The organism is Streptomyces sp. NBC_00620 (genome assembly GCF_026341825.1).
Taxonomy (GTDB): Bacteria; Actinomycetota; Actinomycetes; order Streptomycetales; family Streptomycetaceae; genus Streptomyces.
In genome coordinates this window covers 1822684-1844287 of the sequence record NZ_JAPENY010000001.1, presented here as the reverse complement: position 1 = coordinate 1844287, position 21604 = coordinate 1822684, and the positions used below count along the sequence as shown (strand labels likewise).

The 21604-nt window shown below is 69.6% G+C and carries 20 protein-coding genes; 12 read left to right on the top strand and 8 right to left on the bottom strand.

Annotated features, from left to right (window positions below; all coding sequences use genetic code 11):
* Nucleotides 1-54 precede the first annotated feature (54 nt).
* Complete coding sequence (locus OG246_RS08435; RefSeq protein WP_266458136.1) at nucleotides 55-1407, bottom strand: cytochrome P450; 1353 nt, start codon at nucleotides 1405-1407, stop codon at nucleotides 55-57.
* Nucleotides 1408-1502: 95 nt separating this feature from the next.
* On the opposite strand from OG246_RS08435, the gene OG246_RS08430 reads away from it, so the two are divergent.
* On the top strand, nucleotides 1503-2564 hold the full coding sequence (locus OG246_RS08430) for an AI-2E family transporter (RefSeq protein WP_266458133.1): 1062 nt from the start codon (nucleotides 1503-1505) through the stop codon (nucleotides 2562-2564).
* Here OG246_RS08430 and OG246_RS08425 read toward each other — a convergent pair.
* Complete coding sequence (locus tag OG246_RS08425; RefSeq protein WP_266458130.1) at nucleotides 2519-4693, bottom strand: SpoIIE family protein phosphatase; 2175 nt, start codon at nucleotides 4691-4693, stop codon at nucleotides 2519-2521. The genes OG246_RS08430 and OG246_RS08425 overlap by 46 nt on opposite strands.
* Before the next feature lie 412 nt (nucleotides 4694-5105).
* Between OG246_RS08425 and aspS the strand changes: the two genes are divergently transcribed.
* From aspS to OG246_RS08410, 3 genes are all read left to right on the top strand, one after another.
* Entirely contained in the window at nucleotides 5106-6869 is a 1764-nt protein-coding gene (aspS, locus tag OG246_RS08420; RefSeq protein ID WP_266458126.1) for an aspartate--tRNA ligase, read from the top strand.
* Nucleotides 6870-7000: 131 nt separating this feature from the next.
* Entirely contained in the window at nucleotides 7001-7915 is a 915-nt protein-coding gene (locus tag OG246_RS08415) for an intradiol ring-cleavage dioxygenase (RefSeq protein ID WP_266458125.1), read from the top strand.
* Between the two features lie 196 nt (nucleotides 7916-8111).
* Nucleotides 8112-9041 (top strand): intradiol ring-cleavage dioxygenase, encoded by a 930-nt coding sequence (locus OG246_RS08410; protein ID WP_266458122.1) that lies wholly within the window; start codon nucleotides 8112-8114, stop codon nucleotides 9039-9041.
* Nucleotides 9042-9132: 91 nt separating this feature from the next.
* On the opposite strand, the gene OG246_RS08405 is transcribed toward OG246_RS08410, so the two are convergent.
* Nucleotides 9133-9567, bottom strand: coding sequence for an ATP-binding protein (locus OG246_RS08405; protein WP_266458119.1), 435 nt, complete (start codon nucleotides 9565-9567; stop codon nucleotides 9133-9135).
* A 246-nt stretch (nucleotides 9568-9813) separates the two neighbouring features.
* On the opposite strand from OG246_RS08405, the gene OG246_RS08400 reads away from it, so the two are divergent.
* Together OG246_RS08400 and OG246_RS08395 are read left to right on the top strand one after the other, a co-directional pair.
* Nucleotides 9814-10656, top strand: a complete 843-nt coding sequence (locus OG246_RS08400) for a helix-turn-helix transcriptional regulator (protein ID WP_266458116.1) — start codon at nucleotides 9814-9816, stop codon at nucleotides 10654-10656.
* Nucleotides 10657-10659: 3 nt separating this feature from the next.
* Entirely contained in the window at nucleotides 10660-10839 is a 180-nt protein-coding gene (locus OG246_RS08395) for a DUF397 domain-containing protein (RefSeq protein ID WP_266458113.1), read from the top strand.
* Here OG246_RS08395 and OG246_RS08390 read toward each other — a convergent pair.
* Nucleotides 10836-11402, bottom strand: coding sequence for a rhodanese-like domain-containing protein (locus OG246_RS08390; RefSeq protein WP_266458110.1), 567 nt, complete (start codon nucleotides 11400-11402; stop codon nucleotides 10836-10838). The two genes, OG246_RS08395 and OG246_RS08390, sit on opposite strands and share 4 nt — an antisense overlap.
* A gap of 82 nt (nucleotides 11403-11484) precedes the next feature.
* On the opposite strand from OG246_RS08390, the gene OG246_RS08385 reads away from it, so the two are divergent.
* Complete coding sequence (locus tag OG246_RS08385; RefSeq protein ID WP_266458107.1) at nucleotides 11485-11763, top strand: metal-sensitive transcriptional regulator; 279 nt, start codon at nucleotides 11485-11487, stop codon at nucleotides 11761-11763.
* Between the two features lie 72 nt (nucleotides 11764-11835).
* On the opposite strand, the gene OG246_RS08380 is transcribed toward OG246_RS08385, so the two are convergent.
* The 3 genes from OG246_RS08380 to OG246_RS08370 all read right to left on the bottom strand — a co-directional run bounded on the left by OG246_RS08380 (nucleotide 11836) and on the right by OG246_RS08370 (nucleotide 14412).
* Nucleotides 11836-12585, bottom strand: a complete 750-nt coding sequence (locus OG246_RS08380) for a sulfite exporter TauE/SafE family protein (protein WP_266458105.1) — start codon at nucleotides 12583-12585, stop codon at nucleotides 11836-11838.
* Nucleotides 12582-12941: a rhodanese-like domain-containing protein gene (locus tag OG246_RS08375; protein WP_266463969.1), complete on the bottom strand. Its 360-nt coding sequence runs from the start codon at nucleotides 12939-12941 to the stop codon at nucleotides 12582-12584. The genes OG246_RS08380 and OG246_RS08375 overlap by 4 nt, the downstream gene beginning before the upstream one ends.
* A 103-nt stretch (nucleotides 12942-13044) precedes the next feature.
* On the bottom strand, nucleotides 13045-14412 hold the full coding sequence (locus OG246_RS08370; RefSeq protein ID WP_266458103.1) for an MBL fold metallo-hydrolase: 1368 nt from the start codon (nucleotides 14410-14412) through the stop codon (nucleotides 13045-13047).
* A gap of 217 nt (nucleotides 14413-14629) precedes the next feature.
* Between OG246_RS08370 and OG246_RS08365 the strand changes: the two genes are divergently transcribed.
* Together OG246_RS08365 and OG246_RS08360 are read left to right on the top strand one after the other, a co-directional pair.
* Nucleotides 14630-14995: a hypothetical protein gene (locus OG246_RS08365; RefSeq protein WP_266458101.1), complete on the top strand. Its 366-nt coding sequence runs from the start codon at nucleotides 14630-14632 to the stop codon at nucleotides 14993-14995.
* Nucleotides 14996-15414: 419 nt separating this feature from the next.
* Nucleotides 15415-16740, top strand: coding sequence for a DUF2079 domain-containing protein (locus tag OG246_RS08360; protein ID WP_266458100.1), 1326 nt, complete (start codon nucleotides 15415-15417; stop codon nucleotides 16738-16740).
* A 48-nt stretch (nucleotides 16741-16788) separates the two neighbouring features.
* Here the strand turns inward: OG246_RS08360 and OG246_RS08355 are convergent, their stop codons facing one another.
* A complete protein-coding gene (locus OG246_RS08355; protein ID WP_266458098.1) occupies nucleotides 16789-17445 on the bottom strand; it encodes a peptidylprolyl isomerase in 657 nt (218 codons plus the stop codon).
* 234 nt (nucleotides 17446-17679) lie between these two features.
* Here OG246_RS08355 and OG246_RS08350 point away from each other — a divergent pair, with 234 nt between their 5' ends.
* The 3 genes from OG246_RS08350 (at nucleotide 17680) to OG246_RS08340 (ending at nucleotide 21576) form a co-directional block, all read left to right on the top strand.
* Nucleotides 17680-18768, top strand: coding sequence for a glycosyltransferase (locus OG246_RS08350; protein ID WP_266458096.1), 1089 nt, complete (start codon nucleotides 17680-17682; stop codon nucleotides 18766-18768).
* A 363-nt stretch (nucleotides 18769-19131) separates the two neighbouring features.
* Nucleotides 19132-20040 (top strand): hypothetical protein, encoded by a 909-nt coding sequence (locus tag OG246_RS08345; RefSeq protein ID WP_266458093.1) that lies wholly within the window; start codon nucleotides 19132-19134, stop codon nucleotides 20038-20040.
* Nucleotides 20041-20214: 174 nt separating this feature from the next.
* Complete coding sequence (locus OG246_RS08340) at nucleotides 20215-21576, top strand: polysaccharide lyase family 1 protein (protein ID WP_266458090.1); 1362 nt, start codon at nucleotides 20215-20217, stop codon at nucleotides 21574-21576.
* The last annotated feature ends 28 nt before the right edge of the window (nucleotides 21577-21604 follow it).

The following is a 21604-nucleotide window of genomic DNA, read 5'->3' as shown; positions in this document are numbered from 1 at the left end:
AGCTGCGACTCCACGTTGCGGCTTCGGGCCTTCGCCGTGCCGTACCGGTTGACGCTACTTGCGCGCCCGGAGCCGCACCCGCGCCGGCCCCGTCGCCTGGAGGGTGATTCCGGCGGCGAGGGGGACCTCGGTGTCCACCGCCTCCAGCTCGTACGACCGTAGAAGCACCGCCAGGGCCAGGACGGACTCCAGCATCGAGAAGTGCTGGCCGATGCAGGCGCGGGGGCCACCGCCGAAGGGGAACCAGGCGTAGCGGTGGCGGGAGGCTTCCTGTTCGGGGGTGAAGCGGTCGGGGTCGAAGTGGTCCGGGTCGGTCCAGAGGCCGGGGTGGCGGTGGGTGACCCAGGGGGCGATCAGGACGTCGGCGCCGGCGGGGATGAGGTGGCCGTCGATCTCGGCGGCCTCGACGGAGCGGCGGCCGATGACCGGAGCGGCCGGGAACAGGCGCATGGCCTCCTTCAGCACCGCTGTCAGGTACGGGAGTCGGTCGAGGTCGGTGGCCGTGAGGGGGCGGTCGGGCGGCAGGGCGTCGGCCTCCTGGCGGGCCTTTGCCTGTTCCTCGGGGTGCAGGGCGAGGAGGTGGAGGGCGAAGGCCATGGAGGTGGCGGTCGTCTCGTGGCCCGCCAGCAGGAAGATCAGGACCTGGTCACGGATCTCGGCGGGGTCCAGGGTGCCGTCCTGCTCGCTGCCCGCCCTGGAGAGGAGGGAGAGGAGGTCGTCGCCGTCGTCCTCGCCCTTGGCGCGGCGCTCGGCGATGATCCGGTCGCAGACCGCGTACACCTCGCCCGTCGCGGCCCCGGCCCGCCGGTTGGCCGGGGTGGGCCAGTTGCGCGGCGGGTTGGCGGGTGAAAAGCCGCGCTGTGTCACGTAGTTGTTGATGACGGGGAAGTTGCGGTCGATGACGTCGACGGCGGCCTCGACGTCGGCGCCGAAGAGGATGCGCGAGACGGTGCGCAGCGCGAGGTGGTTCATCTCCTGTACGACGTCCACCTCGGCGGTGTCGCGCCAGCTCTCGGCGGTGGCGGTGGCCTCCAGGGTCACCGCTGCGGCGTAGCCGTCCACTCTGCGCTTGGTGAACATCGGCTGGATCAGGCGGCGTTGGCGCAGGTAGTCGGCGTCCTGGCTGGTGAGCAGGCCGTTGCCGGCGGAGAGCCGCAGCTCCTCGTAGAACTGGTTGTCCTTGCGGAAGTTGGCCGCCTGCGAGGCCAGGATCTGCTGTGCGCCTTCCGCGGAGAAGACGCAGTGCAGCACGGTACGGAGTCCGGGCGGGCCGGCGGAGACGCGGACGACGTCGCCGTACTCCTGCCGTATGCGGAGGAAGGTTCCCAGCGTGTCGCGCCGCAGATCGAGTATGGAGCCCAGTACGGGAAGGCCCTTGGGGCCAGGTATCTCGGTGATGACCGCCATGGCCCCCATCATCCCGCAGCCCAGGCGAATTCACCGTTCCCCCTTTCGGACCTCCCCATGTGACGCCCCGCCTGACGCATGATCAGCTGGGGCGCGTGCAGCTACTTCCCGAAGGTGCCCGGCGGCTGGCCGGCTGGTGTGCCGTCATTCTGCTGGCCGCCGCTGTCGGCTGGGTCGGGATCGAGCTGTGCTCCCAGGTCAGGACGGCGGTCGTGCCGGTGCTGCTCGCGCTGCTCGGGACGGCGTTGCTGGGGCCGCTGTTCCAGCGGCTGGTGAAGGCCGGGGTGAACCGGTCGGTCGCGGCCGGGCTGACCTGTGTCGCGGTGGTGGCGGTGGTCGGCGGGACCGTCTACATCGTCGTCGCCGCGCTCGTCGGCACCGGTGACGAGATCGTGGCCTCGCTCAAGCAGGCCTCCGAGTCGGTCGCCGAGCACTTCGGCGCGGCGGGCACCTCGCTCGACGACATCGCGACCAACTCCAAGGACCTGCTCGCCAAGTTCGGCGGTACGGCGGCCTCCGGGGTCATCAGCGGGATCAGCGTCGTCGGCGAGGTGATCGCCATGGCGGTGCTCGCCCTGCTGCTCGTCTTCTTCTTCCTCCGGGACTCCCACCGGGCCACGGGAGCCCTCCGGTCGCTCGCCCCGCGCGGCACCGCCGACACGGTCGAAGCCATGGCCCGCCGTGCCTTCGAGGCCGTCGAAGGCTTCATGCGCGGGACGACGATCATCGCGCTCATCGACGCCACGTGCATCACCGTCGGGCTGCTGATCCTCGATGTTCCGGGTGCGGTGGGCCTGGGAGCGCTGGTCTTCGTGGGGGCGTACATCCCGTATCTCGGCGCGTTCCTCTCCGGAGCGGTGGCCGTGCTGGTCGCCCTCGCGGACCGGGGGGCCGTCATCGCGACGTGGGCGCTCGGAGTCGTCGTCGCGGTGCAGGTGCTCGACGGGCATGTGCTGCAGCCGATGGTGCAGAGCAGGACCGTGCAGATGCATCCGGCGGTGGTGATGCTGGCGATCACCGCGGGGGCGTCCGTCGCGGGGGTTCTGGGGATGCTGCTGGCCGTACCGCTGACGGCGGCCGTGTTCGGGGTGCTCTCCGAACTTCGTACGCGCTACTCCCCGGACTCCGCTGTCGAATCCTCTGCAGACGGCTCGTAGAACTCGAACCAGATGCTCTTCCCCTCCCCCCGCGGGTCCACCCCCCACAGGTCCGCGAGGAGTTCCACGAGCACCAGTCCACGTCCGGAGGACGCCAGTTCGCCGGGGTGTCTCTTGTGCGGCAGGTCGTCGCTGGCGTCGGTGACCTCCACCCGCATCCGGCGCTTGCCGCTGTCGCCGGTCACCTCGGCGACGAGGAGGGCGTCGGCGTCCGTGTGCACGAGGACGTTCGTCATCATCTCGGAGACGAGGAGGACGGCGGAGTCGAGCTGGTCCTCGGAGGCCCAGTCGTGGAGGAGTTCCCGCACCTGCTGGCGGGCGGCCGCGACGCCCTCGGGCTCGGCCTGCGCCACGGTCAGGACGGTGCGGCGCGCGAGGGGCCGTACGTCCGTGACCGTGTCGCCGCAGCCGCACCCCGGCCCCAGCCGGCACAGCAGCAGCACCGCTATGTCGTCCTCGCGCCGGTCCACCAGCGGGCCGGGGGTGTGGTGCGAGGAGGGCCCGTGCACGGCCTGGACCAGGGCGTCCGCGAGGGACTCCATGTCGCCGTTGTGGGATTCGAGGGTCCGGCGGATACGCCGCCAGCCGGTGTCGAGGTCGTGGCCGCCGGTCTCGATCAGCCCGTCGGTGCAGATCAGCATGGTCTCGCCGGGCTCCAGTACGAGCCGGGTCGTCGGATAGTCGGCGTCCGGGTCGATGCCGAGCGGCAGCCCGCCCGCGACCGGGCGGGTCAGCACGGTCCCGTCCGCCATGCGTATCGCGGGGTCCGGGTGCCCGGCGCGGGCGATGTCCAGCGTCCCGGTCGCCGGGTCGACCTCCACGTAGAGGCAGGTCGCGAAGCGCATGTCCCCGGCGTCGCCCTCGCTGTCACTGCTGCCGCTGGAGCCGTACGTCACCGAGTCCGTGACCCCGTACAGGAAGCGCGAGGCCCGTGAGAGCACCGCGTCCGGGCGGTGGCCCTCGGCGGCGTACGCGCGCAGGGCGATCCGGAGCTGGCCCATCAGGCCGGCCGCGCGGACGTCATGGCCCTGGACGTCGCCGATGACGAGGGCGAAGCGGCCGGTCGGGAGCGGGATCATGTCGTACCAGTCGCCGCCGACCTGGAGCCCGCCGCCGGTCGGGACGTAGCGCGCGGCGACGGTCATGCCCGGCATCTGGGGGCCCAGCGTGGGCATCATCGAGCGCTGGAGGCCGTCGGTCAGCTCCCGCTGGGTCTCGGCGGCGCCGGCGCGGGAGAGCGCCTGGGCGAGCATGCGGGCCACGGTCGTCAGGACCGCCCGTTCGTCGGGCGTGAAGGTGACGGGGTACGCGAAGGCTGCCATCCACGCGCCCATCGTGCTGCCCGCGACGGTGAGCGGCAGGAACGCCCACGACTGCCGGCCGAAGTGCTGGGCCAGCGGCCAGGAGACGGGATAGCGCTCCTTGTACTCCTCGGGTGAGGAGATGTAGACGGCGCGGCCGGTTCGTACGACTTCCGCGGCCGGATAGTCCGTGGCCAGCGACATGTGGGAGAAGGGACCCTCGTCCCCCGGCTGGTGCCCGTGGTGCCCGATGACCGTCAGCCGGTCGCCCTCGGCGCCGAAGACCGCGAGCCCGTCGGGCGAGAACCCCGGCATCGACAGGCCCGCCGCGACCCGCAGCACCTCCGCCGTGGACCGCGCCTCGGCCAGCGCACGCCCCGCGTCCAGCAGGAACGCCTCGCGCGAGCGCCGCCAGTCACCCGTGATCGGTGTGCGTGCGACGGTGGCCGGCGTGGGTTCGGTGACCTCCTGAAGGGTGCCGATCAGCTCGAACTCCCCGCTCTTCGGGTCGACGACCGGCTTGGAGCGGCTGCGCACGGTACGGATCACCCGGCCCTGCACGTCCATGACCCGCATCCGGACCTCGGCGAGGGTGTCCTCGACCAGGGCGAGCTGGACGACTCCGTAGACCTCGTTCCAGTCGACGGGGTGGAAACGGGAGCGCGCACCGGCCTCCGTGAGCGTCACCTGCTCCGCGGGCAGCCCGATGAGCCGGGCGGCCTCGGCGTCGAACGTGACCTGCCCCTCGGCGTTGTCCCAGCGCCACAGGCCGGTCGCGAGGGCGGCCAGGACGTCCCCCACGGCGGGCAGGGGCTCACCAGTGCGCATTGACCCACTGTAGGGAGAGTTGATCCATGCCTGCCACCCAGGACCTGTCCGGCCGACCACGGCGGAGACGCGGGGTGTGGTGCGCACATCTGCCGCGTTGTCGTCGGTCACCGACTCCCCCACTCTCGGCTTCGCTCGAGCGGGGGGACCCCCATCGCGTCGACTCCCTCCTCCGCCTTGCAGCTGCACGCACCACACCCCGCTCACCGGCACCACCAGGGCACCGCTGCCTTCCTCCACCGTGATCGGCCGGACAGGTCCTGACCATGGCGGGGCTGCCTCCACCTGGACCCCGGCGGGGTTATCGGGCGGAGTGATCTTGGCGTGGCCGGTACCCTTGTGGGGTTCGGGCCCCGGCCCGGCTGTTTCACGTGAAACAGACCCCGATCCGCGAAGACTGGATGACACGACGATGCATCGGTACAGGTCCCACACCTGCGGCGAGCTCCGCTCCTCTGACGTCGGCAGCGACGTCCGGCTGAGTGGCTGGCTGCACAATCGGCGCGACCTGGGCGGCATCCTCTTCATCGATCTGCGCGATCACTACGGCATCACGCAGCTCGTCGCCCGCCCCGGCACGCCTGCCTACGAGGCCCTCGACAAGATCTCCAAGGAGTCGACCGTCCGCGTCGACGGCAAGGCCGTCTCGCGCGGCACGGAGAACGTGAACCCGGATCTGCCGACCGGCGAGATCGAGGTCGAGGTGAGCGAGGTCGAGCTGCTCGGCGCTGCCGCCCCGCTCCCGTTCACGATCAACGCCGAGGACGGGGTCAACGAGGAGCGGCGCCTCGAGTACCGCTTCCTGGACCTGCGCCGCGAGCGCATGCACCGCAACATCCTGCTGCGTACGGCCGTGATCTCCGCGATCCGTCACAAGATGACGGCGCTGGGCTTCAACGAGATGGCGACGCCGATCCTGTCCGCGACCTCCCCCGAGGGCGCGCGTGACTTCGTCGTCCCGTCCCGCTTGAACCCGGGCAAGTTCTACGCGCTCCCGCAGGCGCCGCAGCAGTTCAAGCAGCTGCTGATGATCTCCGGCTTCGACCGCTACTTCCAGATCGCGCCCTGCTTCCGCGACGAGGACGCTCGCGCGGACCGTTCGCCGGGCGAGTTCTACCAGCTCGACGTGGAGATGTCCTTCGTCGAGCAGGAGGACGTCTTCCAGCCGATCGAGAAGCTCATGACGGAGCTCTTCGAGGAGTTCGGCGGCGGACGCCATGTCACCTCCCCCTTCCCGCGCATCCCGTTCCGCGAGTCGATGCTGAAGTACGGCTCCGACAAGCCGGACCTGCGGGCCCAGCTGGAGCTGGTGGACATCACCGATGTGTTCGCGGGCTCGGAGTTCAAGGCCTTCGCCGGCAAGCACGTGCGCGCGCTGCCGGTGCCGGACGTCGCCGGCCAGTCGAGGAAGTTCTTCGACGGCCTCGGTGACTACGCGGTCGAGCAGGGTGCGAAGGGCCTGGCCTGGGTGCGGGTGACCGAGGACGGCTCGCTGACCGGCCCGATCGCAAAGTTCCTGACCGAGGAGAACGTCGCCGAGCTGACCAAGCGCCTGTCGCTGGCCGCCGGTCACGCGGTCTTCTTCGGCGCGGGCGAGTTCGACGAGGTCTCGAAGATCATGGGCGCGGTGCGGGTCGAGGCCGCCAAGCGCGCGGGTCACTTCGAGGAGGGCGTCTTCCGGTTCTGCTGGATCGTCGACTTCCCGATGTACGAGAAGGACGAGGAGACCGGCAAGCTGGACTTCTCGCACAACCCCTTCTCGATGCCGCAGGGCGGTCTGGAGGCCCTGGAGACCCAGGACCCGCTGGACATCCTGGGCTGGCAGTACGACATCGTCTGCAACGGCGTCGAGCTGTCCTCCGGCGCGATCCGGAACCACGAGCCCGACATCATGCTCAAGGCCTTCGAGCTCGCGGGCTACGACCGTGACACCGTCGAGGAGCAGTTCGCCGGCATGCTCCGCGCGTTCCGCTTCGGCGCCCCGCCGCACGGCGGCATCGCGCCCGGCGTCGACCGCATCGTCATGCTTCTCGCCGACGAGCCGAACATCCGCGAGACGATCGCGTTCCCGCTCAACGGCAACGCGCAGGACCTGATGATGGGCGCGCCGACGGAGCTGGACGAGACCCGCCTGCGTGAGCTGCACATTTCGGTGCGGAAGCCGCAGCCGAAGTAGGCCTTCGGCCGCGTCCCGGCACGTTTGAATGGCTCGGAATCGGTGTCGATTCCGAGCCATTCTTATGTGGTCCTCAGGAAACCCGGTGAATCACAGCTCTTTGACAGGTTCACTTCATAATCTTCACGGCCATGACTGAGACCCCCCAACACCCCCAACAGACAGCAGCAGAACGGGAATTGACGCGCCGTCGGGTCGTCGTCGCCGGCGGTGCGACGGTCGCGGCCGCGGGTCTGGCGGCCGGCCTGGGCGCGAACGCCTTCGCGGGCGACTCGACCGCCGCCCGGCCCCTGCCGAAGGACTCCGCGAACCCGTCCGGCACCCCGGAGGCCTGCTACCTCCTGACCACGGAGACCACCGAGGGCCCGTACTACATCGACGCGGACAAGCTCCGCCAGGACGTCACCGAGGACGAGGAGGGCATCCCCCTCACCCTCCGGCTCAAGGTGATCGACGCCGAGACCTGCAGACCGGTACGGAACGCCGCCGTCGACATCTGGCACTGCTCGGCGCTGGGCATCTACTCGGGCTACGAGGACATGGGCAACGGCGGTGGCGGTGGCACCCCGCCCACCGACGCTCCCACCGGCCCGCCCCCGACGGGCGGTCCCGGCGGTCCGGGCGGCCACCAGGAGCCGACCGACGACGAGCGCTATCTGCGCGGCACCTGGCGGACGGACCGGCACGGGTTCGTCACCTTCAGGACGGTCTTCCCGGGCTGGTACCGGGGCCGCTGCGTGCACATCCATGTGAAGGTCCACGTCGACGGCACCTGGACGGACGCGGGTTACGAGGGCGGCCACACCTGCCACACGGGCCAGCTGTTCTTCGACGAGGAGTCGGTCCTGGCCTCCGCCGAGGTCGAGCCGTACTCGACGAACACCGCCACCCGCACGACCCTCGACGAGGACACGATCTACCCGGACAACGGCGCCGAGGGCGGCCTGCTCCACCTCAAGTACGACAAACGGCGCATCGCCCGGGGGGTTCACGCCCACTTGACGATGGGGGTGGCTCCGGAGGAGACGCACGACAGCGCGGAGTAAGGGCAAGAAGTGGTGCGAATTAAGTAAGGGAAGCCTTGCCTAATTCCATTATCAGAAGGGGCGCGAAAGTGCCGTACATTTCGGGCCCCTTCAGCTCTCTCATGGAAAGCCACAGTGATTTCCCACGGTATTGACAGGCGTCTTACCTAGCGTCCGGGCCATGACTGAGACCCAGGGACCGGCACACAAACGGAATATGACGCGACGCAAGGTCGTCGTGGCGGGTGGCGCGGCGGTGGCCGCGGTGGGCGTGGGCGGCGGGATCGCCGCGACCGCGAACGCGGGCCAGGTGAAGAGTGCGACTCCGAGCGCCTCCTCCAGCTCCGCGGAGGCGTGTTACACGCTCACCTCGGAGACCACCGAGGGCCCGTACTACATCGACGCGGACAAGATCCGGCGGGACATCACCGAGGACCAGGAGGGCATTCCGATGACCCTCAAGCTCAAGGTGATCGACGCTGACACCTGTAAGCCCGTGAAGAACGCGGCGGTCGACATCTGGCACTGCACCGCGATGGGCGTGTATTCCGGCTACGAGGCGATGAGCAGCGGTGGCGGCGGTGGCGGCGCACCGACGGACGCGCCTTCCGGTACCCCGACGGACGGGGCTTCCGGCACTCCGACCGGTGAGCCCCCGTCCGGCGCGCCCTCCGGCGGCACGGGAGGCGGCCACTCCGAGCCCACCGACGACGAGCGCTACCTGCGCGGCACCTGGAAGACCGACAAGCACGGATTCGTCACCTTCAAGACGGTCTTCCCGGGCTGGTACCAGGGCCGCTGCGTCCACATCCACGTGAAGGTCCACGTGGACGGCACCTGGACCGACGCGGGCTACGAGGGCGGACACACCTGCCACACCGGCCAGCTGTTCTTCGACGAGGAGTCCGTCCTGGCCTCGGCGGAGGTGTCCCCGTACTCCACCAACACCACCACCCGCACCACGCTCGACGAGGACACGATCTACCCGGACAACGGCACCGAGGGCGGGCTGCTGAAGCTCAAGTACAAGAAGAACGACATAGCCAAGGGCGTCATCGCCTCACTGACGATGGGCGTCGCCCCCGACGAGACCCACGACAGCACGGACACGGTGCCGAGCACGACGGCTTCGGCGTCGGCCAGCTGACTCGTGTAGGTACGTGAAGGGTCCGGAACTCCACTGGTTCCGGACCCTTTGGGCTGTCGCGTCGTGTCGGTCCGGGTGGCCGGAGAAACGTTCACGCCGCCGAAGTCAGTTCGCACCAGATGTACTTGCCGGTGCCGGCGATGTTCCAGGTGTCCCGCTGCTGGACCCATCCCCAGGTGTCCGCGCAGCTGTGGACGAGGGCGAGGCCGCGGCCCGTTTCGGCGTCCGGGGCGGTGTGTCGGGAGAGGCGCGGCGGGGTGGGGTCCGCGTCCCAGATGCCGATCCGCAGGGTGCCGCCCTCCGCGCGCAGCCGTATGGCGGCGGGGCCCTTCGTGTGCTGTACGGCGTTGGTGACCAGCTCGGTCGCCACCAGTTCGGCGGCTGCCGTGAGGTGGGGGAGGCCGTGGGCGGCGAGGATCAGACGGAGGGTGCGGCGGCAGATGGTGACGGCTCGGGGGTCGTTGGGGATGTAGAGGGTGTACTCCCAGGGGGTCGGGGAGGGTGCTGCGGCTGGGGTTTCGGGCATGCGGAACTCCGGTTCGTGGTCAGTGAGTTGGAGTACGCGGCGGTCGTTCGGGCGGTGGCAGTGTCGCCGTCGTCATGGCGTGACGGGGCGGTGCGCTTCCGGTGGTCCCGGGTTCGCAGCGTGTGCGTCGCGTCACTGACGGTAGGGCATTAATTTCTGCCTCGGCAAGCCGCTCGCGTAATCTGACCCCGGATGAGGGATGCCAACATGGCTGCACGCACGGCCTGTTGAGAGGAAGAGATACGCATGCCACCGAGGAGTCAGCCGACCGCGCGCCAGGTCCGCCTCGGCACCGAGTTGCGTCGACTGCGGGACGCCGCCGGCATGACGGCCAGGGAGGTGGCCGGCTTCCTGGGATCGACCTCGGCCCAGATGAGCCAGATGGAGGCGGGGATCGCGGGGGTCAGCGAGGAGCGGGTACGCAGGCTCGCGGCTCACTACTCCTGTGCGGACGAAGCGTTGGTCGACGCGCTGGTCGCAATGGCGATGGAGCGTACGCGCGGGTGGTGGGAGCAGTACCGGAGTGTGCTGCCGCCCGTGTTCCTGGACCTCGCGGAGTTGGAGCATCACGCGACGTTCATCGAGGAGATTTCGACCGCGCACGTCCCGGGGCTGCTCCAGACCGAGGACTACGCGCGCGCCGTCATCGAGTACTGGCGTCCGGAGCTTCCGGAGAGCGAGTTGGCGCCGCGAGTTGAGCACCGTATGCGGCGCAAGGTGGTCCTCGCGGCGACCCCGTACACGGTCGTGCTGCATGAGCCCGTGCTGCGTACGAGGGTTGCCGACCGTCGCGCGGCGCGAGGCCAACTCACCGCGATCCTGGAGCAGTCGGAGTCTCCCAGTGTCACTGTGCGGGTGATTCCCTTCGACGTGGACGGCTTTGCGGGGGCCAGTGCGGAGCTGTTGTACGCGGGCGGCAGGGTTCCCGCACTGGACACCGCACAGCGAGACACCCCAGAGGGCTCGGCGTTCATGGACGCGGCGGCACGACTGCGTTCCATGCGAACGCTCTTTCGTAGGGTGGAGGCAGTGTCCCTTGAACCCACCCGTTCGCGGGACTACATCCACCGTCTGGCGAAGGAGCTGTAGGACGTGACTCAGTGGCAGAAGTCGACCTTCTCCAGCGGCACCGATGGAAGTAACTGCGTGGAACTCGCCGCAAAGGACGGGAAGTTGCTGCTCCGGGAAAGCGACGACCCCGACCGAATACTCCCCCTCAGCCGCACCGGCGTGACCGCCCTCCTCCGGCACCTCGACGCCGACCCCTGCTAGTTCCGCAGAGTCTTCAGGGTGGTGGCGAGATCGGCCCGACTGGGCTGGTTGTGGGGGAGTTTGGCGAGCGCGGCGGCCATGCCGCAGGTGTTCGTGGTGGCGGAGAAGACCAGACCGGCGCCGATGGCGGCGGAGAGCCAGCGGGCGGGGCGGTATCGGGTGCCGGCGGCGAGGCCGAGGACCACGAGGGAGCCGGCGGCCAGGCGGACCTGGCGCTCCATGGGCCAGACGGCGCGCGTGCCCTCGGGGTGGTGGAGGGCATGGCCCTGCTGCGCCCAGGCGGTCGTGCCGCCGGTGAGGGTTGCGGCGGGGATGTCCGCTTCGGCGAGTTCCCGGCAGGCGGTGGCGGAGCGGTTGCCGGAGGCGCAGACGATGAGGAGGTCGCCGTGGGCGGCTGCGTCCTTGAGGGCGGGCAGCGCGGCAGGCAGGTGGTCGAGGGGGATGTTGTGGGCGCCGGGGACGTGGCCTCCGGCGTATTCGCCGGGGGTGCGCACGTCGATGACGGTGTACTGGGCCAGGCGGGCGGCGGCCTGGGCGGGGAGCAGGGCGGTGGGAGTGGTCATGCCGGGTTGTCCTTTCAGGCTTCCGGGGACGGATGCCCGAACCCGGTAGGATACCCATAGGGGTATTTGTGGAGGTGGAAGCGTGGAGCTTCAGATGGCGGCCGATGAGTTGAAGTCGGTCTTGAACCGGCTGCGGCGGGCCCAGGGGCAGATCGCCGGGATCATCAAGATGATCGAGGACGGCCGCGACTGCGAGGACGTGATCACGCAGCTCGCCGCGGTCTCCCGCGCCCTGGACCGTGCGGGGTTCGCGATCATCGCGACCGGACTCCAGCACTGCATGGCCGACGGCGGGCAGGAGGCCGGTGACCGGGACCAGATGCGGGCCCGGCTGGAGAAGCTGTTCCTCTCCCTGGCCTGAACGACGCCGGTCGTACGGAGACCGGCGTACGGCGCCTTCCCTGCGAACCGGCCTGAACGACGCCGATACCGGTCATACGAAGAAGACGTCGAAGAGCATGAACGCGGCCACCGCCAGCAACACGGCCGCGAACAGGCGTTGCAGCAGCGGTCCGGAGACCTTGGCCGCGAGGCGTTTGCCGTCCCAGGCGCCCAGGATCGCCGCGCCGGTGAACGGCGCCATGACCGCCCAGTCGATGCCGGCCGCGCCGCCGGAACGGGTCATCAAGGAAGCCAGCGAGTTGGTGGTGATGACCAGCAGGCTGGTGCCGATCGCGGCCTGCATCTCGAAGGCCAGGACAGTGACCAGGGCGGGCACGGCGAGGAACCCTCCGCCGACGCCCAGCAGACCGGTCAGCGCACCCAGCCCCGCCCTCGTGCCCGCGGCCTTCACCGGCCGTACCTGCCCCGTGGCGGCGGCCGATGGCGCGGGGCCCAGCATCCTGATCGCGGCGAGGGCCGCGATACCGGCGAACGCGGCGGTCAGGACGGACTGCGGCAGCCGGGCGGCGGCGGCCCCGGCCATCGCCGCGGGGACGATCCCGGCGGCGGCGAACGCGGCCCCGGCCTTCCATCGGACGTGCCCGGCGACGGCGTGGGCATAGAGGGCGGTGGCGGAGGTGGCGGTGACGATGATGAGGCTCGCGGTGGTGGCCGCGGTCGGCGAGAAGCCGAGCAGGTAGATCAGGGCGGGCACCGCGAGGACGCTGCCGCCGCCGCCCAGCGCGCCGAGTGCCAGACCGACCACGGCCCCCGCCACGAGGGCCAGGATCAGTACGCTCACGCTGTCGAGCCGCCCTTGCCGCGTTCGTCGACGACCGGCAGGCCCGCCTTCGCCCAAGCGGTCATGCCGCCCCTGACGTCACTTGCGTCGATGCCCTGTGCGGCGAGATGTTTCGCCGCCCGCTGCGAGCGCTGACCGGAGCGGCAGATCGCCACCACGGGTCTGCCGACCGCCTCGGGCGGCAGCGCGGTGCCGGTGAGCAGGAGAGACAGCGGCAGGTGGCAGGCGCCGGGCGCGTGCCCGGCCTTCCACTCCGGTATCTCGCGGACGTCCAGCAGCACCGCATCTCCGTTGCTGGTGCGCTCGTGAGCCTGGCCGGGGGTGAGGCGGCTCAGGCCGCGGCGGAAGAGGAACATCGTCGGGATCTCCTTGTGTACGACGGGCTGTAGGGCTGGCTGCACGGCGCGGCCGTAGGACTGGCTGTACGGGGCGGCTGCACGGCACGGCCGTACGGCGGGCTCAGCCGCCGCCGGTGACGGTCAGTCCGGCCTGTTCGGCCGCGGCGAATCCGTCGTCGACGGCGACTACTTCCCGCCCCGCCGCGTCGAGCAGCGACGCGGCGATCGCCGCGCGCATCCCGCCGGCGCAGTGCACCCACACCGTCCCCGCCGGGACCTCCCCGGCGCGGTCGTGCAGCTCGTGGACGGGGATGTGCACCGACCCCTTCACATGGCCGCCGGCGCGTTCGGAGTTGCGGCGCACGTCCAGCACGACCACCTTCTCGCCGCGCTCCCGGGCCTTCTCGAGAGCGGCGAAGTCGGCGCGCGGGAAGGACCGCAAGGTGTCGCCCGCGCGCAGCCAGGCGCTGGGGTCGCCGGTCGCGGCGGCCGCGGGCCGGTCGATGCCGATCCGGGCCAGCTCCCGCTGTGCGTAGGCGAGTTGGGCGGCGTCTTCGGCGAGGAGGGTGACGGGTTTGCCCCACGGGATGAGCCAGGCCAGGTAGGTGGCGAGCTTGCCCTCGGCCTCGAAGTTGAAGGTGCCCGACACGTGCCCTTCGGAGAAGGCGGTGCGGGCGCGCAGGTCGACGACCCATTCCCCGGCGGCGAGGCGCTCGGCGATCTCCCGGCCGTCGGCGGCCTCCGGCGGCGTCAGGTCCACCGGCGCGGGCCCGGCGGCGTTGACCGGGCCCATGTGGGCGTAGTAGGCCGGTACGTCGTCGAGACCGGCCAGCAGCTGTGCCACGAACGTGTCCACGTCCCTGGTCAGCGCGTCATTGGTCCTGCGCTCCTGGCCGATGGTGCCGGCCTCGCCCTCGGCCTGCGAGGAGGAGCAGAAGCTGCCGAACCCGTGTGTGGGCAGCACCCGTACGGCGTCGTCGAGCTCCGCGGCCAGCCGGTGTGCGGAGGCGTGCTGGGCGCGGGCCAGCTGTTCGGTCAGTCGCGGCTCGACCAGGTCGGGACGGCCCACGCTGCCGATCAGCAGGGACCCGCCGGTGAACGCCGCGACCTCCTGCCCGTCCTCGACGAGCACGTAGGAGGTGTGGTGCGGGGTGTGCCCCGGGGTGGCCAGCGCTCGCAGGGTCAGTCCGGCATCGACGGTGACGGTCTCGCCGTCGGCGATGGGCGTGCGGGCGAAGGAAACGCGGGCGGCGGCGGGCACCAGGTAGGTGGCGCCGGTCAGCCGGGCGAGCTCCAGGCCGCCGGAGACGTAGTCGTTGTGTATGTGGGTCTCCGCCACGTAGGCGATCCGCACCCCCCGCGCGGCCGCGGCCGCCACCACCCGCTCCGCATCGCGCGGCGGATCGACGACGACGGCTGTCTCGCGGCCGCCGGCCAGGTAGCTGCGGTTGCCCAGACCCTCGGTCTCCAGGATGTCCACGAAGAACACGGATGGGCCCCTTTCTCGGATGGGTGTACCCCGGGGGGTATCTTGTTTTCACTGTAGCACCGATACCCCAGGGGGTATTTTTGAGGCTGTAGGTCTCTCCGCAGGCGCATCGCCCGTACGCCTTCACCGCCACCCCTCGCACGCCGCAGAGGCGGGGGTCAGACTGGAGAGAGGCGGAGATCGTCGGGACCCCGCCGTGAACCGGCCTGGAGGAGTCATGACGGCGACCACGCGGAATGAGACTCCCGTCGCGATCGAAGGTGGCGGCGTGGAACTGCGCGCGCAGGAGATCGGGGGAGACATGAGTGTCGCCTTCGCGCGGCTTCCCGGGGGTACGGACATGACGCCGGCGGTCAAGGGGCTGCCCGGTGACGCTTGCCAGTGCCCGCACTGGGGCTACCTGCTCAAGGGGCGGCTGCAGATGCGGACCGAGCAGGGGGACGAGATCTACGAGGCGGGGCAGGCCTTCTACTGGGCGCCGGGGCACGTCCCGGTAGCGCTCGAGGACTGCGAGTACGTGGACTTCTCGCCGACGAAGGAGTTCAACGAGGTCATCGACCACGTCAAGGCGCAGTTGGGGTGACTCCGGCGGCGAGGGGCTGCGCGGCGGACCCTCATAAACGGGCGTAATCGCGCCCGCTTCGTACCCGCTTCATCGTCGAGTTCGCCCGGCTCGCAATCACCGGACCGAAAGCCGAATTCGTCACCCGCGCTGATCGATGCTCGCGCGGTCAGATGTTCGGCTATTCGGAGGGATTCTGCCCACACGGGAGATGATTCGGAGTCGGGTGCAGGAAAATGCTGGCATCTTGAGGGGCCTTCGGACGCTGTAGCCGCTTCTGGAAAGGCCCGGTCATGCAGGCATCCCCCGCCGACAGCGCCACGCTCCCACCTCAGCAGTCACAGTCCGACAAACAGGCGCGAGCAGGGGATTCCCCCAGGGGTCGCGACGGGATTCCGTGGTGGCTCTGGGTTCTCGTGGGGGCGCTGTTCTTCACGTACATGACGCTGTCCCTCCGCATCCATCAACGGCTGCTGTCCAACGCCTTCGACCTGGGAATCTTCGAACAGGTCATCCGGTCCTACGCGGACGGGCACCTTCCCGTGTCCGAGGTGAAGGGGCCGGACTACCCCGTTCTGGGGGACCATTTCCACCCTGTTCTGGCCCTTGTCGCCCCCTTCTACCGGCTCTGGCCCTCGCCGCAGGTCCTGCTCGTGGTGCAGGCGGCGCTGATCGCCGCGAGCGTTCTGCCGCTGGCCCTCTGGGCCCGTCGTGCACTGGGCTCCGGCGCGGCGGCGGTCATCGGCACTTGCTACGGCCTGTCCTGGGGCCTCGCGAACGCCGCCGGCTTCGACTTCCATGAAGTGGCCTTCGCCGTTCCGCTGCTCGCGTGCTCACTGGCCGCTCTGGGGAGCGACCGGCTGCGTGCCGCGGCGTTCTGGGCCCTGCCCTTGCTGCTGGTCAAGGAGGACCTCGGCCTCACCGTGGCCGTGATCGGCTTCCTCATCGCCCTGCGGGGGGACCGCAAGCTGGGGATCGCCACCGCCGCGGCCGGTCTGGTCGGGACGGCCCTGGCGATGCTGGTGATCCTGCCGGCCTTCAACCCGCAGGGGTCCTACGCGTACACGCACTGGCTGACAGGTCCAGAAGGCGGCGCCGAAAGCGGGCCGATGGACCTGCTGTACAAGGCCACGATCGGTCTCATCACCCCCGAGGCCAAGGTCACGACTCTGCTGTTCCTGTTGGCCCCCACACTGTTCCTGGCCCTGCGGTCCCCGCTGTTGTGGGTCGCGCTGCCTACCCTGGCCTGGCGCTTCGCCTCCGGGCTCTGGACCCACTGGGGCACCAGCTACCACTACTCGGTCGTGCTGATGCCGATCGTCTTCGCCGCCTTCATCGATGCCCTGATCCGGAGGCAGTCGAGCACAGTGAGCCTGCGGCGCTACCTCGTGGGCTCGGCCGCGATCACGGCCCTGCTCCTTCCGCAGTTCCCGCTGTGGCAGCTGGCGAAGCCGGAGACCTGGCGGACCGATCCGCGCATCGCCATCGCCCACAAGCTCATGGACCGCATCCCCGACGGCGCGACGGTCCAGGCGTCCAACCAACTCGTGCCCCAGCTCACCGACCGCACGAGCGCCAGCCTCTACGGCTGGGCCGACAGCCGCCCCGACCCGGAGTGGATCATGGTGGACACCGAGGTGCCGCAGCAGCGGCGATGGCCGCTGAGTCCCGGGGAGGAGAGGATCTCCCTGGACCGTGCCCTCACGCAGGGGTACCGCACCGCGGCGGAACAGGACGGCTTCGTACTGCTCACCCGCTCGGGCTGACGCCCCCCGGCCGACGCGAGCCAACGCGAACCGACGCGAGCCCCAGACCTACCGCACGAGCACCGACTTGATGATGACGGGCAGCTGGGGCCTGCCATCGGTGGATCCGTCCGACGTCCCCGTCTCGCCGATCTTCCGCAGTACGCCCATTCCGTCGACGACTTTCGCGAACGGAGTCCACTGGGGAGACATGGCGACGTCCGGATCGGCGTAACTGATGAAGAACTGGCTTCCATTCTTCCCCGGTTCCACCTTGGCCATCGCCACGGTGCCCGCCGGATAGCTCGCTCCGTCCAGATTTTCGTCGGACAAGAAGTATCCGGGGTCGGCTTTGCCGTCCCCTTTGGTGTCTCCGCATTCCAGAACGTAGATCCCCTGAGTGGTGACGCGGTGGCATTCGCTGCCGTCGAAGTACCCCTTGCGGGCCAGGAAGGAGAACGAGTTGGTCGTGCAGGGCGCGTCGCCGGTCAGGGCCTTGAGCGTGACCTCTCCCCGGTTGGTGACCAAGGTGACCGTGAGCGGACGGGCGGCCTTCTCGGCGTCGAAGACGGGGAGGTCGGAGCGGGTTCCGCGCTCGGTGGGCGTGTAGGAACACGATGCCTGCGGCTTGGAGTCGGAATCCTGTGTGGCCAGGGAGACCGACATCCAGGTCAGCGCCGAGCCGACCCCCGTGACGGCGAGAGCCATCGTCGCGGCCGCCGCCACACGGTTCCTGGGCCGTGCACCGGCCCTCAGTTTTCCTGACCATTTCCTGATGGGCATTCATTCCCCGATCGTGGTGGGTTGCGTCGGCCGAAACGACGCCGAGAGCGTATCCAGGCGTATTTGGATCAGGGCCAGCGACACACACCATTCCCGTTTCGGCTCGGCGCGCCTCAGCCATTCATGCCGGGGAGCTGGAATTGGATGAGGATTGTGAATCCAACGGTATGCCTGAACATGATCGTCAAAGACGAAGCGCCGGTGATTCGCCGCTGTCTTGAATCCGTCCGTCCCCTGATCGATACCTGGGTCATCCTGGACACCGGCTCCAGCGACGGCACTCAGGACGTCATCCGTGAGGTCTTCAAGGATCTGCCCGGTGCTCTGCACGAGAGCCCCTGGAAGGGCTTCGACGGGAGCCGCAGCGAAGCGATCGACCTCGCCCGCGACCGTGCGGACTATCTGCTGTTCATCGACGCCGACGACCTGATGGAGGTGGAGCAGGGGTTCCGTATGCCGGAGCTGACCCACGACGCCTACCGGGTCGCCCTCCACGACGGGCCGATCATCCACTGGCGCCCCGCCCTGGTCTCGACCCGGCTGCCCTGGCGCTATGTCGGTGTCCTGCACGAGTACCTCGAATGCGGAGAGCCGTACAGCCGCGGGACGTTCAAGGGCGCCAACATCCTCTCCGTGGGAGGCGGCGCCCGCCTGCGCGACGGCCAGCGGAACAAGTACCTGCGCGACGCGGAGATCCTTGAGGAAGGCCTGCTCAAGGAGCCCGACAACGCCCGCTACGTCTTCTATCTCGCGCAGAGCTGGCGCGACGCCGGCGAGCCCGAGAAGGCACTCGCCGCCTACGACCGCCGGGCGGCCATGGGCGGATGGGGCGAGGAGGTCTTCTGCGCCCACCTCTACGCCGCGCGGCTCGCGGCACGTCTCGAAAGGCCCGCCGCCGAGGTGATGGACCGCTATCTCCGCGCCCACGAGAGCCGGCCCTCACGCGCCGAAGCACTCGGCGATCTGGCACGCTACTGCCGCGAGAACGGCCCGCGCTGGCCGCTGGCCCACCTCTTCGCGAAGGCCGCGGCGCGGATCCCGTATCCGAGCGACATCCTGTTCGTCGAGTTCGACTGGTACAACTGGCGCGCTCTCGACGAACTGGCGGTGGCGGCGTACTGGACCGGGGAGTACGAGGAGACCATGGCCTGCTGCGAGCAGCTTCTCGCCGACGGCAAGCTCCCTGAGGCGCAGCGCGAACGCGTCACCCGCAACCTCGAATTCGCCCGGAGCAAGCGGGGCTCGAGTGAGCTGGTGGACGCCTGACCCTGACGATCGCGTACGGGTTCGAGGCAGTGTTCGAAGCGCTCGACCCGGTCCTGACGATCACGCACAGGCAGATCGACGGCCGCACGGCAACACCGCTCCCGGCGATTCGGCGCGGGAGACCATAGGCACAGGAGTCACGGGCCTTGCGGCGGCTCGCCGGTAGGCGGCTGCGAATGCGCTGTCGTGCACGCATCCATCGGGGGGTGGCCGGTACGCCGATATGTTGATAACCCTTCCGAGCACTCAAGGCGTTGCTTCTGCGATCCGATGTTGCCCAGGGAGGCTCGAACGCGCTTCCGGAATGGAATCTCGAACGTGCTTCCGGGACATCACTCGATCCGAAATCATGAGGAGCAGTGCATGAGTCCTGAACACCGGAACCGATCCCCATTCGGTCCGCTGCCTGTACGGAACGCCTGGCTGACCGGGGGCACCATCGCCTCGCTCGCACTCGTGCTCTCGAGCATCGCGAGCCCCGCGGGCGCCGTGGCGCGCACCACCGACCCGGCCACCGAGACCGCCGTGTCGAGCCCGTCCACGGGGGACCCGTGCAAGAAGCCGCGGCCGAAGCCGAAGCCGAAGCCGCACAGGCCGCACAGGCCGGAGGGGAAGTCCGTCGAGCCTGCGGCCGGCGGCGACCACGGCAAGTGCAAGGTCGGGCCTACGGGTCCGACGGGTCCGACTGGGGCCACCGGTGCCACGGGCGCGACCGGTGCCACGGGTCCGACCGGGCCCGCAGACGGTGCGACGGGTGCGACAGGTGCCACGGGTGCGACCGGTGCCACCGGTCCGACCGGGCCCGCAGACGGTGCGACGGGTGCGACAGGTGCCACAGGTGCCACGGGTGCGACTGGGGCCACCGGCGCAACGGGCCCGTGTACTGACATCGACACCTACGAGCCCTCGGACTCGGAGGAGTTCAGCGCGCTGCTCATCGACGGTGTGGCGTACGCCGGGCGCAGGGACAACCAGCCGGAGCTGGGCGACTACACGTGGACGGACCTCAGCGACAACGAGGACTACCCCGAAAACGTCTGCGGCATCTCTATCGCGGCCCAGGGCAACGACTCTTCGATCAAGGTCGTGACCACAGAGGGTGACATCTGGGAGACGCTGGGCGACACGAACGGCGACAACTTCGACTGGGACGGGGACTGGGACCCGGTGGATGCACCGACGGCCGTGAACCGCGCCATCATCAAGTCCAAGGGCGACCTGAACATGATCGGTTCCCTGAACGGACTTCCGACGAACAGGAACGGCTCCTGACCCCCTCCTGATACCCGCGGCTCGCCGCGCGCGCCCATCCGTACGCGCGCGGTGAGCCGGGGCACCGCCCGCCCAAAACCCACGGCAACCTTTCAACTCCCCGCGCCCACTGATGAGTCGAAGCCCCGCACCGGAGCTTCACACCGCACGTGACCACCACGTAAGGACTCATCCGTGGCATCCCCCTCCCACCGCCCTTCCCACCGACGCTCCCTCCGCAAGCGGCGCACGATCGTCGTAGCCTCCGCCGCAGTCGCGGCGACAGGCCTCGGCGCCGTCGCCTTCGTGATGAACGCGAACGCCGGAGCCGTCGACCTGGCCCACCAGACGCTGCCCGCCAAGGACGGCTGGGCGGCCTCCGGGTCGGGCACGACCGGCGGCTCGCAGGCCGACTCGGCGCACGTGTTCACCGTCAGCACCCGGGCGCAGCTGGTGAAGGCGCTGGGATCCAGCACCAATTCAACGGCGAAGATCATCCAGGTCAAGGGCACGATCGACGCCAACACGGACGACGCCGGCAAGAAGCTGACCTGCGCCGACTACGCCTCCGGTACGGGCTATTCGCTGGCCGCCTACCTCAAGGCGTACGACCCGGCCACCTACGGCACCTCCAAGCTGCCCTCGGGCACGCAGGAGTCCGCCCGCGCCGCCGCCCAGGCCAAGCAGGCGAAGAGTGTCGTCCTCAAGGTGCCGGCCAACACCACGATCGTGGGCGTGCCGGGGAGCAAGGCCGGGATCACCGGCGGCAGTCTGCAGGTGAAGAGCGTGGACAACGTCATCATCCGCAACCTCGCCTTCTCCGCCACCGAGGACTGCTTCCCGCAGTGGGACCCGACGGACGGTTCCACCGGCAACTGGAACTCCGCCTACGACTCCGTCACCCTGCGCGGGGCGACCCATGTGTGGGCCGACCACAACACGTTCACCGACGCGCCGCACCTCGACAGCGCCAACCCCAAGTACTACGGCCGGGAGTACCAGATCCACGACGGCGCCCTCGACATCACCAACGGCTCGGACCTGGTGACCGTCGAGCGCAACCAGTTCACCAGTCACGACAAGACCATGCTGATAGGCAGCAGCGACACGGACAGCACCGGCAAGCTGCGCGTCTCGATCCACCACAACGTGTGGAAGGGCATAGTCCAGCGCGCCCCGCTGGCCCGCATCGGCCAGATCCACATCTACAACAACTACTTCGACACGACGACCCTCAACGGCTACGCGCCCCTCTACAGCATCAACTCCCGCGCCAAGGCCCAGGTCGTCGCCGAGAACAACTACTGGAAACTGCCGTCCGGCGGCAAGGCCGCGAAGCTTCTCAGCGGCGACGGCACCGGCTCGGTCGCGGGCGGCGGCAACCTCGTCAACGGCACGGCGACCGACCTCGTCGCCGCGTACAACGCCGCCAACTCGAAGAAGCTGAAGACGACGGTGAACTGGACCCCGGCGCTCACCGCCGGCCTCCAGACCTCCGCGAAGAACCTCCCCACGGAACTGGCGACCACCACCGGCGCCGGGATCCTCACCAACTAGAGCCACACAAAAGGGCGCCCGGGGTCGG

Excerpts from the sequence above, each read along its gene's own strand:
- OG246_RS08435 (WP_266458136.1), bottom strand. The coding sequence starts at position 1,407 with ATGGCGGTCATCACCGAGATACCTGGCCCCAAGGGCCTTCCCGTACTG.
- OG246_RS08425 (WP_266458130.1), bottom strand. The coding sequence starts at position 4,693 with ATGCGCACTGGTGAGCCCCTGCCCGCCGTGGGGGACGTCCTGGCCGCC.
- aspS (WP_266458126.1), top strand. The coding sequence starts at position 5,106 with ATGCATCGGTACAGGTCCCACACCTGCGGCGAGCTCCGCTCCTCTGAC.
- OG246_RS08415 (WP_266458125.1), top strand. The coding sequence starts at position 7,001 with ATGACTGAGACCCCCCAACACCCCCAACAGACAGCAGCAGAACGGGAA.
- OG246_RS08410 (WP_266458122.1), top strand. The coding sequence starts at position 8,112 with ATGACGCGACGCAAGGTCGTCGTGGCGGGTGGCGCGGCGGTGGCCGCG.
- OG246_RS08405 (WP_266458119.1), bottom strand. The coding sequence starts at position 9,567 with ATGCCCGAAACCCCAGCCGCAGCACCCTCCCCGACCCCCTGGGAGTAC.
- OG246_RS08400 (WP_266458116.1), top strand. The coding sequence starts at position 9,814 with ATGCCACCGAGGAGTCAGCCGACCGCGCGCCAGGTCCGCCTCGGCACC.
- OG246_RS08390 (WP_266458110.1), bottom strand. The coding sequence starts at position 11,402 with ATGACCACTCCCACCGCCCTGCTCCCCGCCCAGGCCGCCGCCCGCCTG.
- OG246_RS08375 (WP_266463969.1), bottom strand. The coding sequence starts at position 12,941 with ATGTTCCTCTTCCGCCGCGGCCTGAGCCGCCTCACCCCCGGCCAGGCT.
- OG246_RS08365 (WP_266458101.1), top strand. The coding sequence starts at position 14,630 with ATGACGGCGACCACGCGGAATGAGACTCCCGTCGCGATCGAAGGTGGC.
- OG246_RS08360 (WP_266458100.1), top strand. The coding sequence starts at position 15,415 with ATGACGCTGTCCCTCCGCATCCATCAACGGCTGCTGTCCAACGCCTTC.
- OG246_RS08350 (WP_266458096.1), top strand. The coding sequence starts at position 17,680 with ATGATCGTCAAAGACGAAGCGCCGGTGATTCGCCGCTGTCTTGAATCC.
- OG246_RS08345 (WP_266458093.1), top strand. The coding sequence starts at position 19,132 with ATGAGTCCTGAACACCGGAACCGATCCCCATTCGGTCCGCTGCCTGTA.